21 protein-coding genes and 2 tRNA genes are annotated in these 21,672 nt (G+C 66.8%); 20 read left to right on the top strand and 3 right to left on the bottom strand.

The annotated features are described in order from the left end of the window. Positions 1 to 3: 3 nt before the first annotated feature. The 9 genes from gspG (at position 4) to OH686_RS04250 (ending at position 4,990) form a co-directional block, all read left to right on the top strand. On the top strand, positions 4 to 429 hold the full coding sequence (gspG, locus tag OH686_RS04290) for a type II secretion system major pseudopilin GspG (protein WP_289532697.1): 426 nt from the start codon (positions 4 to 6) through the stop codon (positions 427 to 429). A 6-nt stretch (positions 430 to 435) separates the two neighbouring features. Continuing rightward, the gene (gene gspH, locus OH686_RS04285) at positions 436 to 972 is read left to right on the top strand and encodes a type II secretion system minor pseudopilin GspH (RefSeq protein WP_289536379.1); all 537 of its coding nucleotides are present in this window, start codon (positions 436 to 438) and stop codon (positions 970 to 972) included. Next, positions 969 to 1,358 (top strand): type II secretion system minor pseudopilin GspI, encoded by a 390-nt coding sequence (gspI, locus tag OH686_RS04280; RefSeq protein WP_289536378.1) that lies wholly within the window; start codon positions 969 to 971, stop codon positions 1,356 to 1,358. Before gspH ends, gspI begins: the two co-directional genes overlap by 4 nt. Continuing rightward, positions 1,355 to 2,068, top strand: coding sequence for a type II secretion system minor pseudopilin GspJ (gspJ, locus tag OH686_RS04275; protein ID WP_289536377.1), 714 nt, complete (start codon positions 1,355 to 1,357; stop codon positions 2,066 to 2,068). Before gspI ends, gspJ begins: the two co-directional genes overlap by 4 nt. Further along, on the top strand, positions 2,065 to 3,018 hold the full coding sequence (gene gspK / locus OH686_RS04270) for a type II secretion system minor pseudopilin GspK (protein ID WP_137972551.1): 954 nt from the start codon (positions 2,065 to 2,067) through the stop codon (positions 3,016 to 3,018). The genes gspJ and gspK overlap by 4 nt, the downstream gene beginning before the upstream one ends. Continuing rightward, positions 3,015 to 4,160 carry a type II secretion system protein GspL gene (gene gspL / locus OH686_RS04265; RefSeq protein ID WP_289536375.1) on the top strand — a complete coding sequence of 382 codons (1,146 nt, stop codon included), beginning with the start codon at positions 3,015 to 3,017 and terminating at the stop codon, positions 4,158 to 4,160. Before gspK ends, gspL begins: the two co-directional genes overlap by 4 nt. Further along, positions 4,157 to 4,669, top strand: a complete 513-nt coding sequence (locus OH686_RS04260) for a type II secretion system protein M (protein WP_289536374.1) — start codon at positions 4,157 to 4,159, stop codon at positions 4,667 to 4,669. Before gspL ends, OH686_RS04260 begins: the two co-directional genes overlap by 4 nt. Positions 4,670 to 4,816: 147 nt before the next feature. Beyond that, positions 4,817 to 4,892: transfer RNA gene (locus OH686_RS04255), tRNA-Val, on the top strand. Positions 4,893 to 4,913: 21 nt separating this feature from the next. Continuing rightward, positions 4,914 to 4,990 (top strand) — tRNA-Asp (locus OH686_RS04250). Between the two features lie 231 nt (positions 4,991 to 5,221). Here OH686_RS04250 and OH686_RS04245 read toward each other — a convergent pair. Both OH686_RS04245 and OH686_RS04240 read right to left on the bottom strand, forming a co-directional pair. Next, complete coding sequence (locus OH686_RS04245; RefSeq protein ID WP_289536372.1) at positions 5,222 to 6,262, bottom strand: AraC family transcriptional regulator; 1,041 nt, start codon at positions 6,260 to 6,262, stop codon at positions 5,222 to 5,224. A gap of 1 nt (position 6,263) precedes the next feature. After that, positions 6,264 to 7,379 (bottom strand): carbon-nitrogen hydrolase family protein, encoded by a 1,116-nt coding sequence (locus OH686_RS04240; RefSeq protein WP_289536370.1) that lies wholly within the window; start codon positions 7,377 to 7,379, stop codon positions 6,264 to 6,266. A gap of 201 nt (positions 7,380 to 7,580) precedes the next feature. On the opposite strand from OH686_RS04240, the gene OH686_RS04235 reads away from it, so the two are divergent. From OH686_RS04235 to OH686_RS04215, 5 genes are all read left to right on the top strand, one after another. Beyond that, complete coding sequence (locus OH686_RS04235; protein WP_502942771.1) at positions 7,581 to 9,614, top strand: oxidoreductase; 2,034 nt, start codon at positions 7,581 to 7,583, stop codon at positions 9,612 to 9,614. Positions 9,615 to 9,676: 62 nt separating this feature from the next. Then, complete coding sequence (locus OH686_RS04230; protein ID WP_289536369.1) at positions 9,677 to 10,108, top strand: nuclear transport factor 2 family protein; 432 nt, start codon at positions 9,677 to 9,679, stop codon at positions 10,106 to 10,108. A 204-nt stretch (positions 10,109 to 10,312) separates the two neighbouring features. Continuing rightward, a complete protein-coding gene (locus OH686_RS04225) occupies positions 10,313 to 11,677 on the top strand; it encodes a chromosome partitioning protein ParA (protein WP_289536367.1) in 1,365 nt (454 codons plus the stop codon). A 56-nt stretch (positions 11,678 to 11,733) separates the two neighbouring features. Then, positions 11,734 to 12,687, top strand: a complete 954-nt coding sequence (locus tag OH686_RS04220) for a 1-aminocyclopropane-1-carboxylate deaminase/D-cysteine desulfhydrase (RefSeq protein ID WP_289536366.1) — start codon at positions 11,734 to 11,736, stop codon at positions 12,685 to 12,687. A gap of 16 nt (positions 12,688 to 12,703) precedes the next feature. Beyond that, positions 12,704 to 13,813 (top strand): cyclic nucleotide-binding domain-containing protein, encoded by a 1,110-nt coding sequence (locus OH686_RS04215; RefSeq protein ID WP_289536364.1) that lies wholly within the window; start codon positions 12,704 to 12,706, stop codon positions 13,811 to 13,813. Positions 13,814 to 13,816: 3 nt separating this feature from the next. Here OH686_RS04215 and OH686_RS04210 read toward each other — a convergent pair whose 3' ends face one another. Beyond that, positions 13,817 to 14,746, bottom strand: coding sequence for a DUF1853 family protein (locus OH686_RS04210; RefSeq protein WP_289536362.1), 930 nt, complete (start codon positions 14,744 to 14,746; stop codon positions 13,817 to 13,819). An 83-nt stretch (positions 14,747 to 14,829) separates the two neighbouring features. On the opposite strand from OH686_RS04210, the gene OH686_RS04205 reads away from it, so the two are divergent. Genes OH686_RS04205 through pepN form a run of 6 tightly spaced genes read left to right on the top strand, consistent with a single transcriptional unit; the run spans position 14,830 to position 21,370 of the window. After that, the gene (locus OH686_RS04205) at positions 14,830 to 15,717 is read left to right on the top strand and encodes an NAD(+) kinase (RefSeq protein ID WP_137972561.1); all 888 of its coding nucleotides are present in this window, start codon (positions 14,830 to 14,832) and stop codon (positions 15,715 to 15,717) included. Between the two features lie 4 nt (positions 15,718 to 15,721). After that, positions 15,722 to 16,693, top strand: a complete 972-nt coding sequence (locus OH686_RS04200) for a metallophosphoesterase (RefSeq protein WP_289538820.1) — start codon at positions 15,722 to 15,724, stop codon at positions 16,691 to 16,693. Further along, the gene (locus tag OH686_RS04195; protein ID WP_289536361.1) at positions 16,690 to 17,550 is read left to right on the top strand and encodes a rhomboid family intramembrane serine protease; all 861 of its coding nucleotides are present in this window, start codon (positions 16,690 to 16,692) and stop codon (positions 17,548 to 17,550) included. The genes OH686_RS04200 and OH686_RS04195 overlap by 4 nt, the downstream gene beginning before the upstream one ends. A 42-nt stretch (positions 17,551 to 17,592) precedes the next feature. Further along, positions 17,593 to 17,856 carry a YeaC family protein gene (locus OH686_RS04190; RefSeq protein ID WP_021699693.1) on the top strand — a complete coding sequence of 88 codons (264 nt, stop codon included), beginning with the start codon at positions 17,593 to 17,595 and terminating at the stop codon, positions 17,854 to 17,856. An 11-nt stretch (positions 17,857 to 17,867) separates the two neighbouring features. Next, positions 17,868 to 18,698: a DUF2797 domain-containing protein gene (locus tag OH686_RS04185; RefSeq protein WP_289538817.1), complete on the top strand. Its 831-nt coding sequence runs from the start codon at positions 17,868 to 17,870 to the stop codon at positions 18,696 to 18,698. 14 nt (positions 18,699 to 18,712) lie between these two features. Beyond that, a complete protein-coding gene (gene pepN / locus OH686_RS04180; protein WP_289536360.1) occupies positions 18,713 to 21,370 on the top strand; it encodes an aminopeptidase N in 2,658 nt (885 codons plus the stop codon). Positions 21,371 to 21,672: the final 302 nt, after the last annotated feature.

The raw sequence follows: 21,672 nt of genomic DNA, 5'->3' as shown, positions 1-21,672 counted from the left end.
TTGATGAACAAGCAACAACGCGGTTTCACCCTGATCGAGATCATGGTGGTGGTGGTCATCCTCGGCATCCTCGCCGCCCTGGTGGTGCCGCAGGTGATGGGCCGTCCGGACCAGGCCAAGGTTACCGCGGCGCAGAACGACATCCGCGCCATCGGTGCGGCGCTGGACATGTACAAGCTGGACAACCAGAACTACCCGAGCACCCAGCAGGGCCTGGAAGCCCTGGTGAAAAAGCCCACCGGCAACCCACCGGCGAAGAACTGGAACACCGAGGGCTACCTGAAGCGGCTGCCGGTGGACCCGTGGGGCAACGCGTACCTGTACCTGTCGCCGGGCACCCGCAGCAGGATCGATCTGTACTCCCTCGGCGCCGATGGCCAGGAAGGCGGCGACGGCACCAATGCCGATATCGGTAACTGGGACCTCTGATTTCCGATGCGAGCTGCGCGGGGCTTCACGCTGATCGAGCTGCTGGTGGTGCTGGTGCTGCTCGGCGTGCTGACCAGCCTCGCCGTGATCGGCAGCGGATTGGCCAGCAGTCCCGCGCGCAAGCTCAACGACGAGGCCGAACGGCTCAACAGCCTATTGCGAGTGTTGCTCGACGAGGCGGTGCTGGACAACCGCGAGTATGGCGTGCGTTTCGAGACGCACAGCTACCAGGTGCTGCGCTACGAGCCGCTGAAGTCGCGCTGGGAACCGCTGGATAACAGGGTTCACGAGCTGCCGGAGTGGGTCCAGCTGAGTATCGAGGTGGAAGACCAGAATGTCGGCCTGCCGACGGCCAAGGGTGACAAGGACAAATCCGCACCCAAGCCGCCGCAGCTGCTGATCCTCTCCAGTGGCGAGCTGACGCCTTTCACCCTGCGCCTGGCCGGTGGTCGCGAACGCGGCGCACCGGTGCTGCTGCTGAGCAGCGACGGCTTCGCCGAGCCGGAGCTGAAGCCGGAAAATGCCAAGGGTCGCTCCGGATGAGGCGTGGCCGTGGCTTCACCCTGCTCGAGGTGCTGGTGGCCCTGGCGATCTTCGCCGTGGTCGCCGCCAGTGTGCTCAGCGCCAGCGCCCGCTCGCTGAAGACGGCTGCCCGGCTGGAGGACAAGACCTTCGCCACCTGGCTGGCGGACAACCGCCTGCAGGACATCCAGCTGGCGGACAGTCCTCCCGGCGAGGGGCGCGAGCAGGGCGAGGAGACCTACGCCGGGCGCCGCTGGATGTGGCAGAGCGAAGTGCAGGCCACCAGCGAGCCGGAGATGCTGCGCGTCACCGTGCGGGTGGCGCTGCGCCCCGAGCGCGGCCTGCGCGGCAAGATCGAGGACAACGCGCTGGTCACCCTCAGTGGCTTCGTCGGGGTCGAGCCATGAGGCAGCGCGGCTTCACCCTGCTGGAGGTGCTGATTGCCATCGCCATCTTCGCTCTGCTGGCCATGGCCACCTACCGCATGCTCGACAGCGTGATGCAGACCGATCGCGGCCAGCGCGAGCAGGAGCTGCGTCTGCGCGAGCTGACCAAGGCCATGGCCGCCTTCGAGCGCGATCTGCTGCAGGTGAATGCGCGCCCGGTGCGTGATCCGCTGGGCGATCCGCTGCCGTCCATGCGTGGCGACAGCGGGCGCGATACCCAGCTGGAGTTCACCCGCAGCGGCTGGCGCAACCCGCTCGGTCAGCCGCGTGCCACGTTGCAGCGGGTGCGCTGGCAGCTGGAAGGCGAGCGCTGGCAGCGCGCCTACTGGGCGGTGCTGGATCAGGCCCAGGACAGTCAGCCGCGGGTGCAGCAGGCACTGGATGGGGTCAAGCGCTTCGAGCTGCGCTTTCTCGACGAGGAGGGGCGCTGGCTGCAGAGCTGGCCGGCGGCCAACAGTCGCGCCGACGAGGCGCTGCGCCAGTTGCCCAAGGCCGTCGAGCTGACCATCGAGCACCGCTACTACGGTGAGCTGCGGCGTCTCTGGCGCATGCCGGAGATGCCGCCGCAGGAGCAGGTCACGCCGCCCAATGGCGAGGATGGGGAAGAGGACGGCGGCGAGCTGTTGCCGGAAGAGCCCAGCCCGGAGCTGCCTCAGGAGCCGCAAGGATGAGGCGCCAGCGCGGAGTCGCGCTGATCACCGTGCTGCTGGTGGTGGCGCTGGTGACCATCATTTGCGCCGCACTGCTGCTGCGCCAGCAGCTGGCGATCCGCAGCACCGGCAACCAGTTGCTGGTGCGCCAGGCGCAGTACTACGCCGAGGGCGGCGAGCTGCTGGCCAAGGCCATGCTGCGGCGCGATGTGAGCACCGACCAGGTGGATCACCTGGCCGAGCCCTGGGCCAATCCCAAGCTGAGTTTCCCGCTGGACGAAGGTGGCGAGCTGCGCCTGCGCATCGAGGACCTATCCGGGCGCTTCAACCTCAACAGCCTGGCCGCCGATGGCGAGGCCGGAAAGCAGGCACTGCTGCGGCTGCGGCGCCTGCTGCAGACATTGCAGCTGAGTCCGGCCTATGCCGATCGCCTGCTCGACTGGGTCGATGGCGATCAGGACCCCGGCGGCATGTCCGGCGCCGAGGACGATCAGTACCTGCTGCTCAAGCCGCCCTACCGGACCGGGGTAGGGCGCATCGCCGATATCTCCGAACTGCGCCTGCTGCTGGGCATGAGCGAGACCGACTATCGGCGTCTGGCGCCCTTCGTCAGTGCGCTGCCGAGAGACATCGGGCTGAATATCAATACCGCCAGTGCCCAGGTGCTGGCCTGCCTGGGTGACAACATCCCCGAGTCGGCGCTGAAGACCGTCATCGAGGGACGCGGGCGTACCGGTTACCGCGATACCGCTGCGTTCACCCAGCAGCTGACCGCCTATGCGGTGAGCCCTCAGGGGTTGCTGACCGGTAGCCAGTATTTTCGTGTCACCACCGAAGTGCTGCTGGGTGACCGGCGCCAGGTACTGGCCAGCTATCTGCAACGTGGTAATGATGGGCGCGTGCGTGTCATGGCGCGCGATCTGGGGCAGGAGGGCCTGGCGCCCATGCCCGTCGAGGAGTCCGAGGAATGAGTCTGCTCAGCGTTTTTCTTCCGCCACAGGCCTGTGCCGAAACGGCGGCCGATCTGCCGGTCTGGCGGGTCGATGGCGATATCTGCAGCCAACGCCCCTTCGCCGAAGCGCTGCCGCGTGAGGATCAGGCCTGGCGCCTGGTGCTGCCGGTGGAGGCGGTGACCGTCTGCGCCGTACAGCTGCCCACCACCAAGGCGCGCTGGTTGCAAAAGGCCTTGCCGTTCGCCGTGGAGGAGCTGCTGGCCGAAGACGTGGAGCAGTTCCACCTGAGCGTCGGCGGTCAGCTGGCCGACGGCCGTCATCGGGTCTATGCGGTGCGCCGTGCCTGGCTGTCCGGCTGGCTGGCGCTGTGTGGCGACAACCCGCCGCAGCGCATCGAGGTGGATGCCGATCTGCTGGTCGAGGAGGGCAGTCAGCTGCTGTGCCTGGGCGAGCGCTGGCTGCTCGGTGGCACCGGTGAGGCGCGCCTAGCCCTGCGCAGCGAGGATTGGCCGCAGCTGGCCGGCCTCTGCCCGTCGCCACGGGTTGCCTATGTGGCGAACGGCCAAGCGGCGCCCGCGGATGTCGATGAGGCTCACGAAGTGGCCCAGCTGTTGCCCTGGCTGGCCCAGCAGCGGGCGCAGTGCAATCTGGCGCAGGGGCCGTTTGCCCGGCGCGAGCCTTCCGGTCAGTGGCAGCGCTGGCGGCCCTTGGCTGCGCTGGTCGGCCTGTGTCTGCTGCTGCAATGGGGGTTCAATCTGGCGCAGGGCTGGTACCTGCAGCGCGAGGGCGAACGCTATGCCCAGGCCAGCCAGGAGTTGTATCGCGAGCTGTTTCCCGACGACAACAAGCTGATCAACCTGCGCGCGCAGTTCGATCAGCATCTGGCCGAGGCCGCGGGAGGAGGGCAGAGCCAGTTGCTCAGCTTGCTCGATCAGGCTGCCGCGGCGATCAACCAGGAGGGCGCGAAGGTGCAGGTGCAGCAACTGGACTTCAATGCCCAGCGCGGCGACCTGGCGCTCAACCTGCAGGCCAACGACTTTGCCTCGCTGGAGAGCTTGCGTACGCGCCTGCAGGAGGCCGGCCTGGCGGTGGACATGGGCTCGGCGAGCCGTGAAGACAGCGGCGTCAGCGCACGCCTGGTGATTGGAGGTAATGGATGAGTGGCTTGGCTTCGCAACTGCAGGCGCGGATTGCCCATCATCCGCTGACCGCCCGCTGGCAGGGGATGCCGGCGCGTGACCGTCTGGCACTGGTGCTGCTCGGCGGCTTCCTGGCGCTGGTGCTGCTCTATCTGCTGCTGTGGCGGCCGGTCAGCCAGAACCTGGAGCAGGCGCGCAGTTTCCTCCAGCAGCAGCGGGCGCTGCACGCCTACCTGCAGGAGCATGCGCCGCAGGTGAGGGCGCTGCAGGGGCGCCCGCAGGTCAGCATCGACGCCACCGCCCTGCAGGGCCTGGTGACCGGCAGCGCCGCCAGCCAGGGCCTGAATGTCGAGCGTCTGGACAACCAGGGCGATGGCGGCCTGCAGGTCAGCCTGCAGCCCACCGAGTTCGCGCGCCTGTTGCGCTGGCTGGTGAGCTTGGAGGAGCAGGGCGTGCGAGTCGACGAGGCGGGGCTGGAGCGGGCCGAGAAGGGGCTGGTGACTACCCGCCTGTTGCTGCGCGCGGGTTGATTGCGATTGCACCAGACGGGTGCCCTCGGCACCCATATCGGGCATGAGCAAGGCAGTCGTGAAAATCGATCCCGAAGAAAAATTTCAAGCAGGGTATTGACTTAGCAAAGGCCTCTGCGTAAATTGCGCCACCTCGCAAGGCTACTCGGGTGATTAGCTCAGCCGGGAGAGCATCTGCCTTACAAGCAGAGGGTCGGCGGTTCGATCCCGTCATCACCCACCATATCTCTTGCGAGACCGACGCGCAGCGGTAGTTCAGTCGGTTAGAATACCGGCCTGTCACGCCGGGGGTCGCGGGTTCGAGTCCCGTCCGCTGCGCCATATATAGAGAAGCCCTCAGTTCGCAAGAACTGGGGGCTTTTCGCATCTGGCGGAAAATTTTCGCCGTCACCGTTTTGTCATCGGGAATCTTCAGTCTGTTGGCATGGTCTTTGTTTCAATCAAGACCTAACGACAGGAGAAAGAACCTATGGATGACTACGTCGAAGAGCTTCTCGAGTCTCGCGCCATCGAGCAGGACCCGGCCGAACCGGCCGAAGACGCCACCGAGCTTTAACCTGCCTGCAGGCGCTGGCTGCGGCGGAACTCCCCGGGAGTCTGCCCGCTCCAGCGCTTGAAGGCGCGCTGGAAGGCCTCTGCCGAGGCGAAGCCGAGCAGGTAGGCGATCTCGCCGAAGGCCAGTTCGGTATCGCGGATATAGGCCATCGCCAGATCCCGCCGCGTCTCATTGAGCAGGGTGCGGAACTGCGTGCCTTCCTCGGCCAGTTTGCGCCTGAGCGTCCAGCTGGGTAATTGCAGTTTCCTCGCCACTTCGTCCAGCTCCGGCTCGCGGCCGTGCAGCATCGGCCCCAGCAGGTGGGTGATGCGCTCGCGCAGGCTGCGGGTGCGAGTCAGCTGTTCCAGTTCCCGTTCGGCCAGCTCCAGCAGTTGCTGCCAGGTGCTGGGGCAGTGCTGCGCCAGGGGTTGGTCCAGGCTGGCGTTGGCCAGGCGCAGACGATTGTGGGCGGCGCCGAATTCCACCGGGCAGCCGAAGCAGGTTTCGTAGCGCTCGGCATAGTCCGGGGCGGGGAACTCGATTTCCACCCGTTCCACCGCCAGTGTCTCGCCGAGCAGGGCGCCGAGCTGGTGGCGCCAGCTGGACAGCACCGAGTCCACCACGAAGCGGTTGAAATCGTTGTACGGGCTGATCGAGTAGAAGCTCAGCCAGGCGCCGCCGGCATCTTCGGTGAAGCTAGACTGGCCGCGGTAGTTGTGGGCGTAGAGCGGCTCGAAGCGGATCAGCGTGCGTGCCGCCTCGCGCAGCGTCGGTGCCTGTCCGGCCGTGACGCCCGCCAGACCGGCCTGGCTGATATGGCTGTGGCGCCCCATCTCCAGTCCTAGGGCGCGGTCCCCGCACAGGCCGATGGCGCTGTGGCCCAGGCGCATGTAGCGCGGGATCGACAGGCGCTCGCGCGGCAGGGCCAGGCGGGTGGCGTCCAGACGGAACTGGCGCAGCAGGTCGTCGGCGGCCAGGCCTTTCTCGGCCAGGGCGGCCACCAGGCCGTGGACGAAGGCGACGGACAGGTCGCCGAGGCGGACGCGGCTCGGTTTCATCTCACAGCCACAGGTTGAGCAGGCGGGCGCCGGGCGCTTCGTCGACCACCTGCCGATTGTCGTGCTGCACCGCCATGCTGCGCCCGTCGCTGCCCAGCCCCCACAACTGACCGCGCATGAACACGGCGATGCCGGCGCGGGCGGGCGTTTCCTGCAGCTGCGCCGGCAGCGAGTGGCGCAACCAGGCCTCGCCTTCGCTGAACTCCCTGGCGCGGCTGCGCAGATCGTCGGGGGTGCCGGACCAGATGCCGTTCCAGTGGTCGTTGCCATGCAGGAAGGCCGGCACGGCGAGCAGCTCCACCTGTTGCGCGACCAGCGGTGCGTAACTCTCCGCCCGCCAGCTGTCGGTGCCGATCAGCACGCCCAGGCGACCGGCCGGGGTGGCGACCACATGTAGTGCCTGGTCCGAGGCGGCGGCGGTGAAGCTGTCCTCATCGCGATGCGGCAGCACCTTGCGCTGGGGCTGGCCGAGCGGCATGCCGTCGCTGCCGAACACCAGGCTGACGTTGTACAGCGGGCCGTCGCCGACCTGCAGCATGCCTTCCTCGACGCGTGGTTCCGGCAGCACGATGGAGCCGGCGACTATGGTTACCCCGTAGGTCTCGGCCAGGCCACCGAACAGGTTCTGGTAGTCGGCGGCCATCTGCTCGGCCTTCATCCGCAGCAGGGCGTCGCTAAAGCGCGCCGTGCCCTGGTTGGCCAGCAGCGCGCGGATCAGTTCCAGCGGATGGCTCAGCCCCAGCCAGATGCGCGCCTCGGCCAGGTCGCGAGCGGCGAATACCTCGCGCTTCTCGCCGACGGCCACCAGCCAGGTGCCGATATGTTCGGGCAGCACTACCACCGTCTTCGGATTCAGCAGGCCTTCGGCCTGGGCCTGGTCCAGGTAGGCGGCCAGCTTGCGGTGCAGGTGCAGGGGGCTGCGGTAGTCGGCGCGGTACAGCTCGGGCTGGATACCCAGCAGGTTGCCGCGGCCCTGGTCGCTGCCCAGGCTGAAGGCCAGCGAGCTGCGTAGGTCGCTGAGGAAATGGCTGGCGGGCCGCCACTGGATCCAGGCGGCGTAGGCGATCAGCAGGGTGACGAGCAGCAGCCAGAAGGTGCGGTGGAGCAACTTGAGCATGATGTGGCCTGGTGGCAAGGAAGCCGCCAGCCTAGGACAAGGCGGCGCCTTTGCCTAGTCGGGCTGTTAGTTACGATCAATAACTTGTGCTTTTCGATCATTGAGCGGTCGGCGGCCGCTCTTTATCGTCTGCCGCAACAACGACCACGTGCGGATCAGTGCGTGGCAGACGTGAATAAGCCCGACGCTGTGGAGATGACCATGAGCAACGCCTACCCGAACCTGCTGGCCCCTCTGGACCTGGGTTTCACCACCCTGAAAAACCGTACCCTGATGGGCTCCATGCACACCGGTCTGGAAGAGAAGCCGGGTGGCTTCGAGCGCATGGCGGCCTACTTCGCCGAGCGTGCCCGTGGCGGCGTCGGTCTGATGGTCACCGGCGGCATCGGCCCGAACGAGGAGGGCGGCGTCTACTCCGGCGCGGCCAAGCTGACCACCGCCGAGGAAGCCGAGAAGCACAAGATCGTCACCAAGGCGGTGCATGAAGCGGGTGGCAAGATCGCCATGCAGATCCTGCATGCAGGCCGCTACGCCTACAGCCCGAAATCGGTGGCGCCGAGCGCCATCCAGGCGCCGATCAACCCGTTCAAGCCGCGCGAGCTGGACGAGGAAGGCATCGAGAAGCAGATCCAGGACTTCGTCACCTGCTCACTGCTGGCCCAGCAGGCCGAATACGACGGCGTCGAGATCATGGGTTCCGAGGGTTACTTCATCAATCAGTTCCTCGCCGCCCACACCAACCACCGTACCGACCGCTGGGGCGGCAGCTACGAGAACCGCATGCGCCTGCCGGTGGAAATCGTGCGCCGCGTGCGTGAGGCCGTAGGCCCGAACTTCATCATCATCTATCGCCTGTCGATGCTCGACCTGGTCGAGGGCGGCAGTACCTGGGACGAGATCGTCCTGCTGGCCAAGGCCATCGAGAAGGCCGGCGCCACCATCATCAACACCGGTATCGGCTGGCACGAGGCGCGTATCCCGACCATCGCCACCAAGGTGCCGCGCGCGGCCTTCACCAAGGTCACCGCCAAGCTCAAGGGTGAGGTCAGCATCCCGCTGTGCACCACCAACCGCATCAACACCCCGGAAGTGGCCGAGCAGGTACTGGCCGAGGGCGATGCCGACATGGTGTCCATGGCCCGTCCGTTCCTCGCCGATCCGGACTTCGTCAACAAGGCCGCTGAAGGCCGTGCCGACGAGATCAACACCTGCATCGGCTGCAACCAGGCCTGCCTGGACCACACCTTCGGCGGCAAGCTGACCAGCTGCCTGGTCAACCCGCGTGCCTGCCACGAGACCGAGCTGAACTACATCCCGACCACCACCGTGAAGAAGATCGCCGTGGTCGGCGCCGGCCCGGCCGGTCTCGCCGCCGCCACCGTGGCCGCCGAGCGCGGCCACAGCGTGACCCTGTTCGACGCGGCCGGCGAGATCGGCGGCCAGTTCAACGTGGCCAAGCGCGTGCCGGGCAAGGAAGAGTTCTACGAGACCCTGCGCTACTTCAAGAAGAAGCTGGAAACCACCGGTGTCGACCTGCGCCTGAACACTCGCGTCAATGTCGACGACCTGGCCAAGGGCGGCTATGACGAGATCATCCTGGCCACCGGCATCGTGCCGCGCACCCCGGCCATCGAAGGCATCGACAACGCCAAGGTGATCAGCTACCTGGACGCCATCCTGCAACGCAAGCCGGTCGGCCAGAAGGTTGCGGTGATCGGCGCCGGCGGCATCGGCTTCGACGTCTCCGAGTTCATCACTCACGCCGGCGAGACCACCAGCCTGAACCGCGATGCGTTCTGGAAGGAGTGGGGCATCGACACCGCGCTGGATGCCCGTGGCGGCATCGCCGGGATCAAGGCCGAGGTGCATCCGGCGGCCCGCGAGGTGTTCCTGCTGCAGCGCAAGAAGTCCAAGGTCGGCGACGGCCTGGGCAAGACCACCGGCTGGATCCACCGCACCGGCCTGAAGAACAAGAACGTGCAGATGCTCAACTCGGTCGAGTACCTCAAGGTCGACGACGCCGGCCTGCACATCCGCATCGCCGAAGGCGAGCCGCAGGTGCTGCCGGTGGACACCGTGATCGTCTGCGCCGGCCAAGACCCGCTGCGTGAGCTGCACGACGGCCTGGTCGCCGCCGGCCAGAGTGTGCACCTGATCGGTGGCGCCGACGTGGCGGCCGAGCTGGACGCCAAGCGGGCGATCAACCAGGGCTCGCGCCTCGCCGCCGAGCTGTAACGGAAACGCCCCGCCCAGTGCGGGGCGTTTGCTATGTGGCCCATAACAACAAGGAGAAACCCATGTCCACCGATCTGCAATTGCAACCGGCTGCCGCCGCCAGCCTGCAGCGCTGGCACCAATTTATCGCCGCCAAGGATCTGCGCCAGCTGCCCGAGCTGCTGCATGCCCAGGCGGTATTCCGCTCGCCGATGGCGCACACGCCCTATCCGGGCGCGCAGGTGGTCAACATGATCCTCAACACCGTGCTGCAGGTGTTCCAGGATTTCGCCTATCACCGCGAGCTGGTCAGTGCCGATGGCCTGAATGTGGTGCTGGAGTTCTCGGCCCGCGTCGGTGAGCGCGAGCTCAAGGGCATCGACATGATCCGCTTCGACGAGAGCGGCAAGATCGTCGAGTTCGAGGTGATGGTCCGTCCGATGAGCGGTTTGCAGGCCCTCGGCGAGGAAATGGGTCGACGTCTGGCGCCTTTCCTGGCGGCTGCCAAGGCCTGATTCGCCCAGCCCGTCACAGTTTCACCCTGCCGCCGGTCTGCTGCCGCGCGGCGGCAGGGCGCTGCCAACCCAGTCACATTGCCCGCGTTCCGTTTTCCCCTAGACTTGCCTGAACAATGGATGGCGCCTGCTTCGCAGGTTATGTGCACGCGCGGAACAACCGTAGCGCGCCGATCGTGATCCCGGTGGCCTTGAGGAAAATCCATGAGCATGCAGAACAAAGCGCAGATGGTCGAAGCGGTGCTGTTCTTCAATGAACAGGGCGTCTGCAAGCAAATGCTCTTCCCCGAATTCGAGGCCCTGCTCGACAACGTGGTGAACATGCCCGAGTTCGCCGATCAGCAGATGCGCATGGCCTATGTGCTGATCAACCCGCGCCTGATGGTGCGTGCCGCGGTGTTCTTCTACCTGGACTTCGATGAGAACGGTGCGGCCGACAAGGGCTGGAACCTGCCGCTGCGCCATCTGGCCGACAATGCCGGGCGTGGCCCGGACCTCGGCGCCGGCCCGATCCGCCTGGCCTGCCGCAGCCAGTGCCCGGTGTCCTGGCACCAGATGCACCTGTGGGACCCCAGCCTGGCGCCCGGCAAGAACGACCTGGCGGTGATCCGCGACGTGGTCAAGCGCAACGCCCTTGGCCTGCTGGCGGAAGAAGAGACCGCCGTGATGCTGCCGGAGCGTCTGCTGGTGGCCGCCGAAGATAAGTGGCAGGCGCCCGACCCCGCCCGCGAAGAGGCCGACAAGCAGGCCGAGCGCAAGGAGCAGGAGCACCGCCTGAAGACCGCCCAGCTGATCAAGCAGCAGCGTCTGCGCATCAGCACCCTGGGCAAGCAGTACGAGGAAGAGCAGGCGCGCTTCAAGCTGGCCGCCGATGAGCGCCAGCGCTCGCTGCAGACCGAGATCCACAACCTGCACCAGGCCTTGCGTCAGCAGGAAGAGCTGAATGCCAGCCTCAAGGAGCAGCTGGGCGCCCAGGCCGACGGCATGCAGCAGACCCGCGAGGAGCTGTCCCGCCAGCTGCGCGATCTGGAGCGCCATGGCCGCACCGAGGCGGACATTCTGCGCGCCCAGTTCGATGCCGAGCTGCAGGCCCGGGTTGCCGCCGCCGTGGCGGAGTTCAAGGAACAGGTGGCCATTCGCGACGTCGAGCTGGCCTACCGCGCCGAGCAGGAGACCCAGCTGCAGAACGAGCTGGAGCGCCTCAAGCGCGAGCGCGACGACCTCGCCAGCCAGGGCGGCGAGCAGATACTCGAGCGCCTGGCCAAGCTCGGCGTGGTGTTCGTCGTCTATCACCCGGGTGCCGGCCACCTGACCATCCCGCTGCAGGATATCGCGCGTTACCAGAACAACCCCCTGAGCTACGCGGCGGCCAAGTGCTTCGTCTCCGAGGAGCAGTACCGCCAGTGGCTGGCGCACTACCAGCAGCCCACGTGCGAGGCCAGCCTGCCGTCCGGCGATCGCTGCTCCATGCCGATCGATCGGGTGGAGACGCCCAGCCGCTTCGTGGTTGGCGAATCCAACTGCTGCGCGCGCCACAAGGCCGGAGCGCGCCTGCGCACCGTGAGCTGAGCGGTTACCATGGAGCCCGGCGCCTGACCCCTGGCGCCCAGCCAATCAGCTCCCGCATGCCTATTGTCCTGCCGCCCTGGAACCCATCCGCGCCCCTGCAGCCCCTGCGGTTCGAATGGCTCGCGCGCGCCGCCGTCGAGGTGGCCGTGCTGCGCCTGGACCTGCTCGATCCGCTGATCTCCGGCAACAAGTGGTTCAAGCTCAAGCCGCATATCGAGGCGGCCGCGGCTGCGGGCGCAGACGGTCTGATCAGCCTGGGCGGCGCTCATTCCAATCACCTGCATGCCCTGGCCGCGGCCGGCCGGCGCTTCGGTTTCGAAACCGTCGGCCTGCTGCGCGGCGAGCCCCAGGCCACGCCCACGACCCGCGATCTGCAGGAGTGCGGCATGTGTCTGCACTGGCTCGGCTACGCCGGCTATCGCGACCGGCATCGTGCGGACTTCTGGCAGCCCTGGCGCGAGCGCTATCCACGGCTGCTGCCGGTGAGCGAAGGCGGTGGCGGTCTGCTGGCGGCCCGGGCCTGCGCAGCTATAGTCGAGTTGGCCAGGGCGCAGTTGGCCGAGCTGGGCTGGGACGACTACCACGGCTGGTGGCTGGCCGCCGGCACCGGTACCACGGCGGCCGGGCTGGTGCTGGCCGAAGGCGGCGAACGCCAGGTGCACGTGGCCATGGCGGTGCCGCCCGGTCATGGCGTGGAGAGCCAGCTGCAGGCCATCCTGCATGAGGCGGGGCGGGTCGATGCGGGCTACCGTCTGCTGGACGCCAGTCGTGGCGGTTTCGGCAGGATCGATGGGCCATTGGCGCAGTGCATCGATGATTGTGAGCGAGCCGGCGGACTGCCGCTGGAACCGCTCTACACGGGCAAGGCCATGCTGGCATTGCGCGGCGAGGTGGAGGCCGGTTACTTTGCTCCGGGTACGCACCTGCTGTTGCTCCATACCGGAGGCTTGCAGGGGCGCCGGGCCATGGCCCAACGCCTGGAAGAACTGGCAGCAGTACGCCAAGAATAATGAAGGACAGGTGTCGATGACCGAGCCGCTGAATCCCGAACAGCTGCGCAGCTTTACCCCGCTCAACGTGCTCTCCGAGCAGCAATGGCGCGAGTTGCGTCCCCAGCTGGTGCCACAGCCGCTATTGGCCGGCCAGCTGCTGTTCCGCCAGGGCGACCAGGCCCGCACCACCTATTACCTGCTGTCCGGCGAGCTGCTGCTGCGCGATGTCGACGGCCGCGAGGAGCGCCTGCAGGCCGGCAGTGAGGCCAGCTGTCATCCGCTGTCGCCGACCCTGCCGCGCCAGCACGAGGCGCGCGCGCTGAGCGACGTCAGCGTACTGGCCCTGGACAGTGCCAATCTCAGCCGCCTGCTGACCTGGCGTCTGGCCTACCAGGACCTGCTGCTGGACCTGGGCAGCAATGGCGACGACGTCGAGTGGCTGGAGCGCCTGCTGGAAAACCCGCTGTTCACCAAAGTGCCGCCGGCCAACGTGCGCGCCATGCTCGAGCGCCTGCGCCCGATCGATCTGCCAACCGGCAGCCGGGTGCTGGTGGAGGGCGAGGGCGGCGACTGCTGCTACTTCCTCAAGAGCGGCCGCGCCGAGGTGTTCCGCGCAGGTGAGGGTGGCCGCCAGGTGCTGGCCGAGCTGGAGGTGGGGGCCTGCTTCGGCGAGGAGGCACTGCTTTCCGATCAGCCACGCAACGCCACCGTGACCATGATCGAGCCTGGCATGGTGCTGCGTCTGGACCGCCATGACTTCTTCGCTCTGCTCAAGGCGCCGGTGGTGGATGAGGTGTCGTTCGGCGAGGCCGCGCGCCTGTTGTCGGCCGGCGCCCAGTGGCTGGACGTGCGCCTGCAGGAGGAGTACGAACGCGGCCATGCGCAGCAGTCGCTGAACATGCCGCTGCACCTGCTACGTCTGAAGGTGCGCCTGCTGGACAAGAGCAAGACCTACCTGTGCTACTGCGACAGCGGCAAACGCAGCGCCAGCGCCGTGTTCCTGCTGTCGCAGATGGGCTTCTCGGCCTACGCCCTGCGCGACGGCCTGGATGCCCTACCGGCGGTACAGCGTGGCGCGCTGCTGTGCGAGAGCGGCCCGGGCTACCTGGCTCGCTCCGGCGGACGTACCGAACGCAGCCACTGATACCTAGCGCGGGGCGCAGTGCGGCCACTGGTCGTTGACCAGAAACAGCCGTTCGCCCTCGCGCCATTCATCGCCATCCCGCTCCAGACGCACCAGCAGCTGTGCCGGTGCTTGCTCGGGCAATCCCTCCATCCTTGCCGCCAGTTGTGCGGGCGACCAGAGTGCCGCTGTCGGCACGCGCGCCGGCGCCAGCCAGGCCTGCCTAGCCTGGGGCTGCCAGTGTTGCCCCGCCGTGGCCAGCCGCGCCCAGTCGCTGCGGCGCAACCAGCGCCCGCGCAGGTGCTCGGGGTTGCAGCCCGAGGGCGGGTGGCAGTCGCCGGGCCAGGGATAGAACAGGTAGCCACCCAGCCAGGCGGCGGAGCGGGGTGGTTGCGTTGTCAGCTCCGTCAGCGTTGTCCGGGCCGCCAAGCTGGACGCCAGCGGCAACTGGTGGCGAGCCAGATGGTCCAGCTTGAGTCCCAGGCGATCCTCGCTGGACGGCCCGAGCCAGTCGGCGGCGTCCGTACCGGGCAGCACGTCCGGTCCCAGGTACAGTTTGATGGCCAGCTCCAGGTGGTGCACGCCCTCGTCGTCCTGCAGCAACAGGTCCAGCTCGCCCAGCGTATGGCCGGCCTGGCGTATCGGCAGATTGGCGGCCAGCAGCCGCACGTCCGGGGCTGCCTGCAGGGCGAACTGCCACAGTCGCTCGTAATAGCGGCCGAGGCGGCTGGAGCCGTTGGCCAGGTGCTCACGCAGTGCCGCGCTGTGCGCTTCCTGGTGCAGCAGCCAGTCGACCAGGCGCTGTGGCTCGACGAGCCAGCGACTGGCGGCCAGTGGATGGCGCAGGGGCAGCTCGCTGCCATCGAGCAGGGCGGGAGAGAGCAGGGCCCAGGCCAGGTCACGCACCTGGGGCTGGCGCAGCTGCGCCAACAGGTCATCCAGTGGCAGATTCATCGGCCGAGCATAGCCGAGGCGGTTTGCTGCGATCAGCGGCTTTCGCCCATAATCCGGGCAACTCCCCCGTTGCAGAGCGCCCCATGGAGCAATTTCGCAATATCGGCATCATCGGCCGCCTGGGCAGCGCCCAGGTGCTCGACACCATTCGCCGCCTGAAGAAGTTCCTGCTCGAGCGTCACCTGCACGTGATCCTCGAAGACACCATCGCCGAGGTGCTGCCCGGCCACGGCCTGCAGACCTGCTCGCGGAAGAACCTCGGCGAGATCTGCGACCTGGTGGTGGTGGTCGGCGGTGACGGCAGCATGCTCGGCGCCGCCCGCGCCCTGGCCCGGCACAAGATTCCGGTGCTCGGCATCAACCGCGGCAGTCTGGGCTTTCTCACCGACATCAAGCCGGACGAGCTGGAAGTGAAGGTCGCCGAAGTGCTGGAAGGGCGCTTCCTCGAGGAGAGCCGCTTCCTGCTGGAGGCCGAGGTGCGCCGCCATGGCGAGGCCATCGGCCAGGGCGATGCGCTCAACGACGTGGTGCTGCACCCGGGCAAGTCGACCAAGATGATCGAGTTCGAGCTGTTCGTCGACGGCCACTTCGTCTGCAGCCAGAAGGCCGATGGTCTGATCATCGCCACGCCGACCGGCTCCACCGCCTACTCGTTGTCCGCCGGCGGGCCGATCATGCACCCCAAGCTGGACGCCATCGTCATCGTGCCGATGTACCCGCACACCCTGTCCAGCCGGCCCATCGTGGTGGATGGCAACAGCGAGCTGAAGATCGTGGTAGCGGATGACCTGCCGATCTACCCGCTGGTGTCCTGTGATGGGCAGAACCACTTCACCTGCGCCCCCGGCGACACCATCACGGTGGCCAAGAAGCCGCACAAGCTGCGCCTGATCCATCCGCTCGACCACAACTACTACGAGGCCTGCCGCACTAAGCTCGGCTGGGGCGGCCGCCAGTGGAGCCACGACTGAGATGCTGCTCGATCCGGCGCGCGGCTACGATCTGATCGGCGACGTGCACGGCTGCGGGCGCAGTCTGGCGCGCCTGCTCGAGCAGATGGGCTACCGCCAGCAGGGCGGCGTCTGGCGTCATCCACAGCGCATGGCGCTGTTCCTCGGGGACCTTATCGACCGCGGCCCGCGCATCCGCGAGGCGCTGCACCTGGTGCATGCCATGGTCGAGGCCGGCCAGGCCCTGTGCATCATGGGCAATCACGAATACAACGCCCTCGGCTGGTACACCGAGGCGCCGCCGGATAGCGAGCGGCGCCATGTGCGCGAGCACACGCCGCGCCACGAGCGGCTGCTGCAGCAGACCTTCCGCCAGTTCGCCGAACATCCGCAGGACTGGCGCGACTTCCTCGACTGGTTCCAGCAGATGCCGCTGTTCATTGACGCCGGGCGCTTCCGCCTGGTGCATGCCTGCTGGGATGACAGCCTGATCGGCGCGCTCAAGGCCGACTATCCGGACGGCCGCATCGACCGCGACTTCGTGGTCGCCTCGGCGGTACCGGGCAGCTTCGCCAACCGCGTGTTCGAGCGCCTGCTGCGTGGCACCGACCTGCGCCTGCCCCAGGGCCTGACCCTGACCAGCGAGGAAGGCTTCACCCGTGCCTACTTCCGCACCAAATTCTGGGAAGACGACCCGCAGACCTATGGCGACGTGGTATTCCAGCCCGACGCCTTGCCCGACAACGTGGCCAGCCTGCCGCTGACCCCGACTGACAAGGGCCGCCTGCTGCAATACGGCCTGGACGAGCCGATGCTGTTCGTCGGTCACTACTGGCGCCGCGGCCGCCCGGCGCCGCTGCGCCCCAACCTGGCCTGCCTGGACTACAGCGCGGTGATGTACGGCAAGCTGGTGGCCTACCGTCTGGACGACGAGCTGCAGATCGACCCGAACAAGTTCGTCTGGGTCGAGGTAGAGCGGCCGGAGGCGCCGCAGTGAGTCCGGTAGAGGCGCTGCGTCGTCCCTTGCAGGAAGACCTCAGCGGTTTCGTCGGCCTGCTGCGCCGGCTGCAGGTGCCGCATCGGGTCAGCGAGGAGCGCGATGCCCAGGTGCTCTGGGTGCCGGCCGAGACACTGGCCGAGCAGGTGCGCGCCTTGTACCTGCGCTATCCGCAGGGTGCCGCGGAGACGGAACTGCCGACGCCTGCGCTACCGGCTCGCCTAGGCATGGTCGCACAGCTGCGCGCCAGCTGGATGACTTCGTTGGTGCTGCTGGTGACGCTGGCGGTCGCCGCCATCACCCTGCTGGGCGACAACTTCGCCACCCTGCGCTGGCTGACCTTTCAGGATTTCCAGATACGCGGCGAGTACCTCTACTTCACACCCTGGCTGGCGACTCTGGAGGCGGGGCAGTGGTGGCGCCTGGTGTCGCCGATGCTTATCCATTTCGGCGTGCTGCATCTGGCGATGAACGGCATGTGGTACTGGGAGCTGGGCCGGCGCGTCGAGGCACGCCAGGGTGGCTGGGCGCTGCTTGGCCTGACTCTGCTGTTCGGTCTGCTGTCCAACTTCGCCCAGTTCTGGTTCGGTGGCCCCTCGCTGTTCGGCGGCCTGTCCGGCGTGCTCTACGGTCTGCTCGGCTACTGCTGGATCTTCCAGCTGCTGGCGCCGACCCCGGCCTACGCGCTGCCGCGCGGCGTGCTGGCGATGATGCTGATCTGGCTGCTGGTCTGCCTGTCCGGGGTGATCGACACCCTGGGCTTCGGCGCCATCGCCAATGCCGCCCACGTCGGCGGGCTGGCCGCCGGATGTGCCGCCGGCCTGATCGGCGGTGCACTGGCGCGTGCGCGCCGGTAAACTTGGCCCCCTGTTTAGCTTCCCGCTGTCGGAGTCCGTTGGATGTCGTCCTTTGCCGAAATGATCGAGAACATCACCCCCGAGATCTACCAGAGCCTCAAGCTGGCGGTGGAAATCGGCAAGTGGCCGGACGGCCGCAAGCTGACCCAGGAGCAGAAGGAGCTGTCGCTGCAGGCCATGATCGCCTGGGAAGTGCAGAACCTGCCCGAGGAAGAGCGCACCGGCTACATGGGCCCGCAGGAATGCCAGTCGCACGCCGAGCCGATCCCGAACCTGCTGTTCAAATCCAACGACACCCTACACTGATGACCCAGGCCATGGACGAGCTGGGCCGTGGTGCGCTGAGCAAGATGAGCATCCGCCTGGGCGAGACGGCGCAATACGCCTTCCGCCTGGACGAGACCGAGGTGCCGGTCAACCCGCTGCTGGGCAAGCGCATCCGCCTGGAGTTTCTCGGCGCGATCCATTGCAGCCACTGCGGGCGCAAGACCAAGAAGAGCTTCGCCCAGGGCTACTGCTATCCCTGTTTCACCAAGCTGGCGCAGTGCGACAGCTGCATCATGAGCCCGGAGAAGTGCCATCACGAACTGGGCACCTGCCGGGAGCCCAGTTGGGGCGAGCAGTTCTGCATGACCGATCATGTGGTGTACCTGGCCAACTCCTCCGGGATCAAGGTCGGCATCACCCGCGCCACCCAGCTGCCGACCCGCTGGCTGGACCAGGGCGCCAGTCAGGCACTGCCGATCTTCCGCGTGGCTACCCGCCAGCAATCCGGCTTCGTCGAAGACCTGCTGCGCACCCAGGTGGCGGACAAGACCAACTGGCGCGCCTTGCTCAAGGGCGATGCCGAGCCTGTGGACCTCGCTGGCGTGCGTGAGCAGCTGATGAGCAGCTGCGCCGAAGGCATCGCCGCGCTGCAGCAGCGTTTCGGCTTGCAGGCGATCCAGCCGGTCAGCGATGTCGAAGTGCTGGAAATCCGTTATCCGGTGGATGCCTATCCGACCAAGGTCGCCAGCCATGACCTGGAGAAGACTCCGGTGGTGGAGGGTATCCTCAAGGGCATCAAGGGCCAGTACCTGATTCTCGACACGGGCGTGATCAATCTGCGCAAATACACGGCCTACCAGGTCGCCGTACTCACCGAATAAGAGGCCACAAGCCGATGCGTACCGAACAGCCGAAAATGATCTACCTCAAGGACTATCAGGCGCCGGACTACCTGATCGACGAGACCCATCTGACCTTCGAGCTGTACGAGGACCACAGCCTGGTCCACGCGCAACTGGTGATGCGCCGCAACCCGGCTCTGGGCGCCGGTCTGCCGCCGCTGGTGCTGGACGGCCAGCAGCTGGAGCTGGTCCGCGTGGCCCTGGACGACCGCGAGCTGGCTGCCTCCGACTACCAGCTGACAGACAGCCACCTGACCCTGCAGCCGACGCAAGAACGCTTCGTCATCGACAGCACCGTGCGCATCCACCCGGAGAGCAACACCGCGCTGGAAGGCCTGTACAAGTCCAGCGGCATGTTCTGCACCCAGTGCGAGGCCGAGGGCTTCCGCAAGATCACCTACTATCTCGACCGCCCGGACGTGATGAGCAAGTTCACCACCACGCTCTCCGCCGAGCAGCACAGCTACCCGGTGTTGCTGTCCAACGGCAACCCGATCGCCAGCGGCAGCGAGGGCGATGGCCGCCACTGGGCAACCTGGGAAGACCCGTTCATGAAACCGGCCTACCTGTTCGCCCTGGTCGCCGGCGACCTGTGGTGCGTGGAAGACACCTTCACCACCATGAGCGCCCGCGAAGTCACCCTGCGCATCTACTCCGAGCCGGAAAACATCGACAAGGTGCAGCACGCCATGGACAGCCTGAAGAAGTCGATGAAGTGGGACGAGGAGGTGTACGGGCGCGAGTACGACCTGGACATCTTCATGATCGTCGCGGTCAACGACTTCAACATGGGCGCCATGGAGAACAAGGGGCTCAACATCTTCAACTCCAGCTGCGTGCTGGCCCGCGCCGAGACCGCCACCGATGCCGCCCACCAGCGTGTCGAGGCGGTGGTGGCCCACGAGTACTTCCACAACTGGTCGGGCAACCGCGTGACCTGCCGCGACTGGTTCCAGCTGTCGCTCAAGGAAGGCTTCACCGTGTTCCGCGATGCCGAGTTCAGCGCCGACATGAACTCGCGCACGGTCAAGCGCATCGAGGACGTGGCCTACCTGCGTACCCACCAGTTCGCCGAGGATGCCGGCCCGATGGCCCACCCGGTACGCCCGGATGCGTACATGGAGATCTCCAACTTCTACACCCTGACCATCTACGAGAAGGGTTCCGAAGTGCTGCGCATGATCCACACCCTGCTGGGCGCCGAGACCTTCCGCAAGGGCTCGGACCTGTACTTTGCGCGCCACGACGGCCAGGCGGTGACCTGCGACGATTTCGTCAAGGCCATGGAAGACGCCAGCGGCGTCGACCTGACCCAGTTCAAACGCTGGTACACCCAGGCCGGCACGCCGCGCCTGGAAGTCAGCGAGAGCTACGATGCGGCGGCTAACACCTATCGCCTGCAGCTGCGTCAGAGCTGCCCGGCCACGCCGGGGCAGAGCGAGAAGCTGCCGTTCGTGATTCCGCTGGAGCTGGCCCTGCTCGACGCCCAGGGCCGCGAGCTGCCGTTGCAACTGGTCGGCGAAGACAAGCCGGTAGGGCGCACCCGCGTACTGCAGGTGACCCAAGCCGAACAGGCCTTTACCTTCGTCAATCTCGAGGCCAAACCGCTGCCTTCGCTGCTGCGCGGTTTCAGCGCGCCGGTCAAGCTGAGCTTCCCCTACAGCCGCGACCAGCTGATGTTCCTGATGCAGCACGATTCCGACGGCTTTAACCGTTGGGAGGCGGGCCAGCAGCTGTCCGTGCAGGTGCTGCAGGAGCTGATCGGTCAGCATCAGCGTGGCGAGGCACTGGTGCTGGATCAGCGCCTGGTCACTGCCCTGCGCAGCGTGCTGGAGAATGAGGCGCTGGACCAGGCCATGGTCGCCGAGATGCTCTCGCTGCCGGGCGAGGCCTATCTCACAGAGATCGCCGAAGTGGCCGATGTCGACGCCATCCACGCCGCCCGCGAATTCGCCCGCGCGCAGTTGGCCGAGGCGTTGTTCCAGCCGCTGTGGGCGCGCTACCAGGCCAATCGCGAGCTGTCGCGCAGCACGCCGTACGTGGCCGAATCCACTCACTTCGCTCGGCGCAGCCTGCAGAACATCGCACTGTCCTACCTGATGCTGACCGGCAGGGACGAGGTGTTGGCCGCGACTCTGGAGCAGTTCAAGGAATGCGACAACATGACCGAGCGCCTCACCGCGCTGGCGGTACTGGTCAATTCGCCCTTCGAGGCGGAGAAGGCCGAGGCGCTGGAAGCCTTCGCCGAGCACTTCAAGGACAACGCCCTGGTCATGGACCAGTGGTTCAGCGTGCAGGCCGCCAGCACTCTGCCGGGCGGCCTGGCTCGCGTGCAGGCGCTGATGCAGCATCCGGCCTTCACCCTGAAGAACCCGAACAAGGTGCGCGCGCTGATCGGTGCCTTCGCCGGCCAGAACCTGGTCAACTTCCATGCGGCCGATGGCAGCGGTTACCGTTTCCTGGCCGACCAGGTGATCAGCCTGAACGCCTCTAACCCGCAGATCGCCTCGCGCCAGCTGGGCCCGCTGACCCGCTGGCGCAAGTACGATTCGCGGCGTCAGGCGCTGATGCGTGGCGAGCTGGAGCGCATCCTCGCCTCTGGCGAGCTGTCCAGCGACGTCTACGAAGTGGTCAGCAAGAGCCTGGCCTGATCGCCTAGCGGATGTTACCGAGCGCTTGCTCGGTAGCATCCGCTGTTACCGCGCTGTTTCCTTTTCTCCTGGTCAGTTTTCACTGCTCGCCAAAGCCCCGTCCCAGACGCTTTCGCCTCGAAAAAACGAGCGGAATCACAAGGTTAGATAGCGCCAGTCGGGAGACAAATTGAGACATCCATAGGCGACATCGGCCAGATTTGGACTGGCGTGCCTGGCATCGAAAAACCCTTGGTAAAACCGGTCTCTTGGTATCGATCTTGAATAGTCCCGCGTCGGCCGAGAGCCGGGCGCGCCCGGCG

Origin of the sequence: Pseudomonas sp. SO81, from assembly GCF_030374125.1 — a bacterium.
In the GTDB taxonomy this organism is placed as follows: domain Bacteria; phylum Pseudomonadota; class Gammaproteobacteria; order Pseudomonadales; family Pseudomonadaceae; genus Aquipseudomonas.
The sequence above is the reverse complement of the archived record's forward strand: the minus strand, read 5'-3'. Positions and strand labels throughout refer to the sequence as shown.

Coding starts and splice junctions, on each gene's coding strand:
- gspG (WP_289532697.1), top strand. CDS start 4: ATGAACAAGCAACAACGCGGTTTCACCCTGATCGAGATCATGGTGGTG.
- gspH (WP_289536379.1), top strand. CDS start 436: ATGCGAGCTGCGCGGGGCTTCACGCTGATCGAGCTGCTGGTGGTGCTG.
- gspI (WP_289536378.1), top strand. CDS start 969: ATGAGGCGTGGCCGTGGCTTCACCCTGCTCGAGGTGCTGGTGGCCCTG.
- gspJ (WP_289536377.1), top strand. CDS start 1,355: ATGAGGCAGCGCGGCTTCACCCTGCTGGAGGTGCTGATTGCCATCGCC.
- gspK (WP_137972551.1), top strand. CDS start 2,065: ATGAGGCGCCAGCGCGGAGTCGCGCTGATCACCGTGCTGCTGGTGGTG.
- gspL (WP_289536375.1), top strand. CDS start 3,015: ATGAGTCTGCTCAGCGTTTTTCTTCCGCCACAGGCCTGTGCCGAAACG.
- OH686_RS04260 (WP_289536374.1), top strand. CDS start 4,157: ATGAGTGGCTTGGCTTCGCAACTGCAGGCGCGGATTGCCCATCATCCG.
- OH686_RS04245 (WP_289536372.1), bottom strand. CDS start 6,262: ATGAAACCGAGCCGCGTCCGCCTCGGCGACCTGTCCGTCGCCTTCGTC.
- OH686_RS04240 (WP_289536370.1), bottom strand. CDS start 7,379: ATGCTCAAGTTGCTCCACCGCACCTTCTGGCTGCTGCTCGTCACCCTG.
- OH686_RS04235 (WP_502942771.1), top strand. CDS start 7,581: ATGAGCAACGCCTACCCGAACCTGCTGGCCCCTCTGGACCTGGGTTTC.
- OH686_RS04230 (WP_289536369.1), top strand. CDS start 9,677: ATGTCCACCGATCTGCAATTGCAACCGGCTGCCGCCGCCAGCCTGCAG.
- OH686_RS04225 (WP_289536367.1), top strand. CDS start 10,313: ATGAGCATGCAGAACAAAGCGCAGATGGTCGAAGCGGTGCTGTTCTTC.
- OH686_RS04220 (WP_289536366.1), top strand. CDS start 11,734: ATGCCTATTGTCCTGCCGCCCTGGAACCCATCCGCGCCCCTGCAGCCC.
- OH686_RS04215 (WP_289536364.1), top strand. CDS start 12,704: ATGACCGAGCCGCTGAATCCCGAACAGCTGCGCAGCTTTACCCCGCTC.
- OH686_RS04210 (WP_289536362.1), bottom strand. CDS start 14,746: ATGAATCTGCCACTGGATGACCTGTTGGCGCAGCTGCGCCAGCCCCAG.
- OH686_RS04205 (WP_137972561.1), top strand. CDS start 14,830: ATGGAGCAATTTCGCAATATCGGCATCATCGGCCGCCTGGGCAGCGCC.
- OH686_RS04190 (WP_021699693.1), top strand. CDS start 17,593: ATGTCGTCCTTTGCCGAAATGATCGAGAACATCACCCCCGAGATCTAC.
- OH686_RS04185 (WP_289538817.1), top strand. CDS start 17,868: ATGGACGAGCTGGGCCGTGGTGCGCTGAGCAAGATGAGCATCCGCCTG.
- pepN (WP_289536360.1), top strand. CDS start 18,713: ATGCGTACCGAACAGCCGAAAATGATCTACCTCAAGGACTATCAGGCG.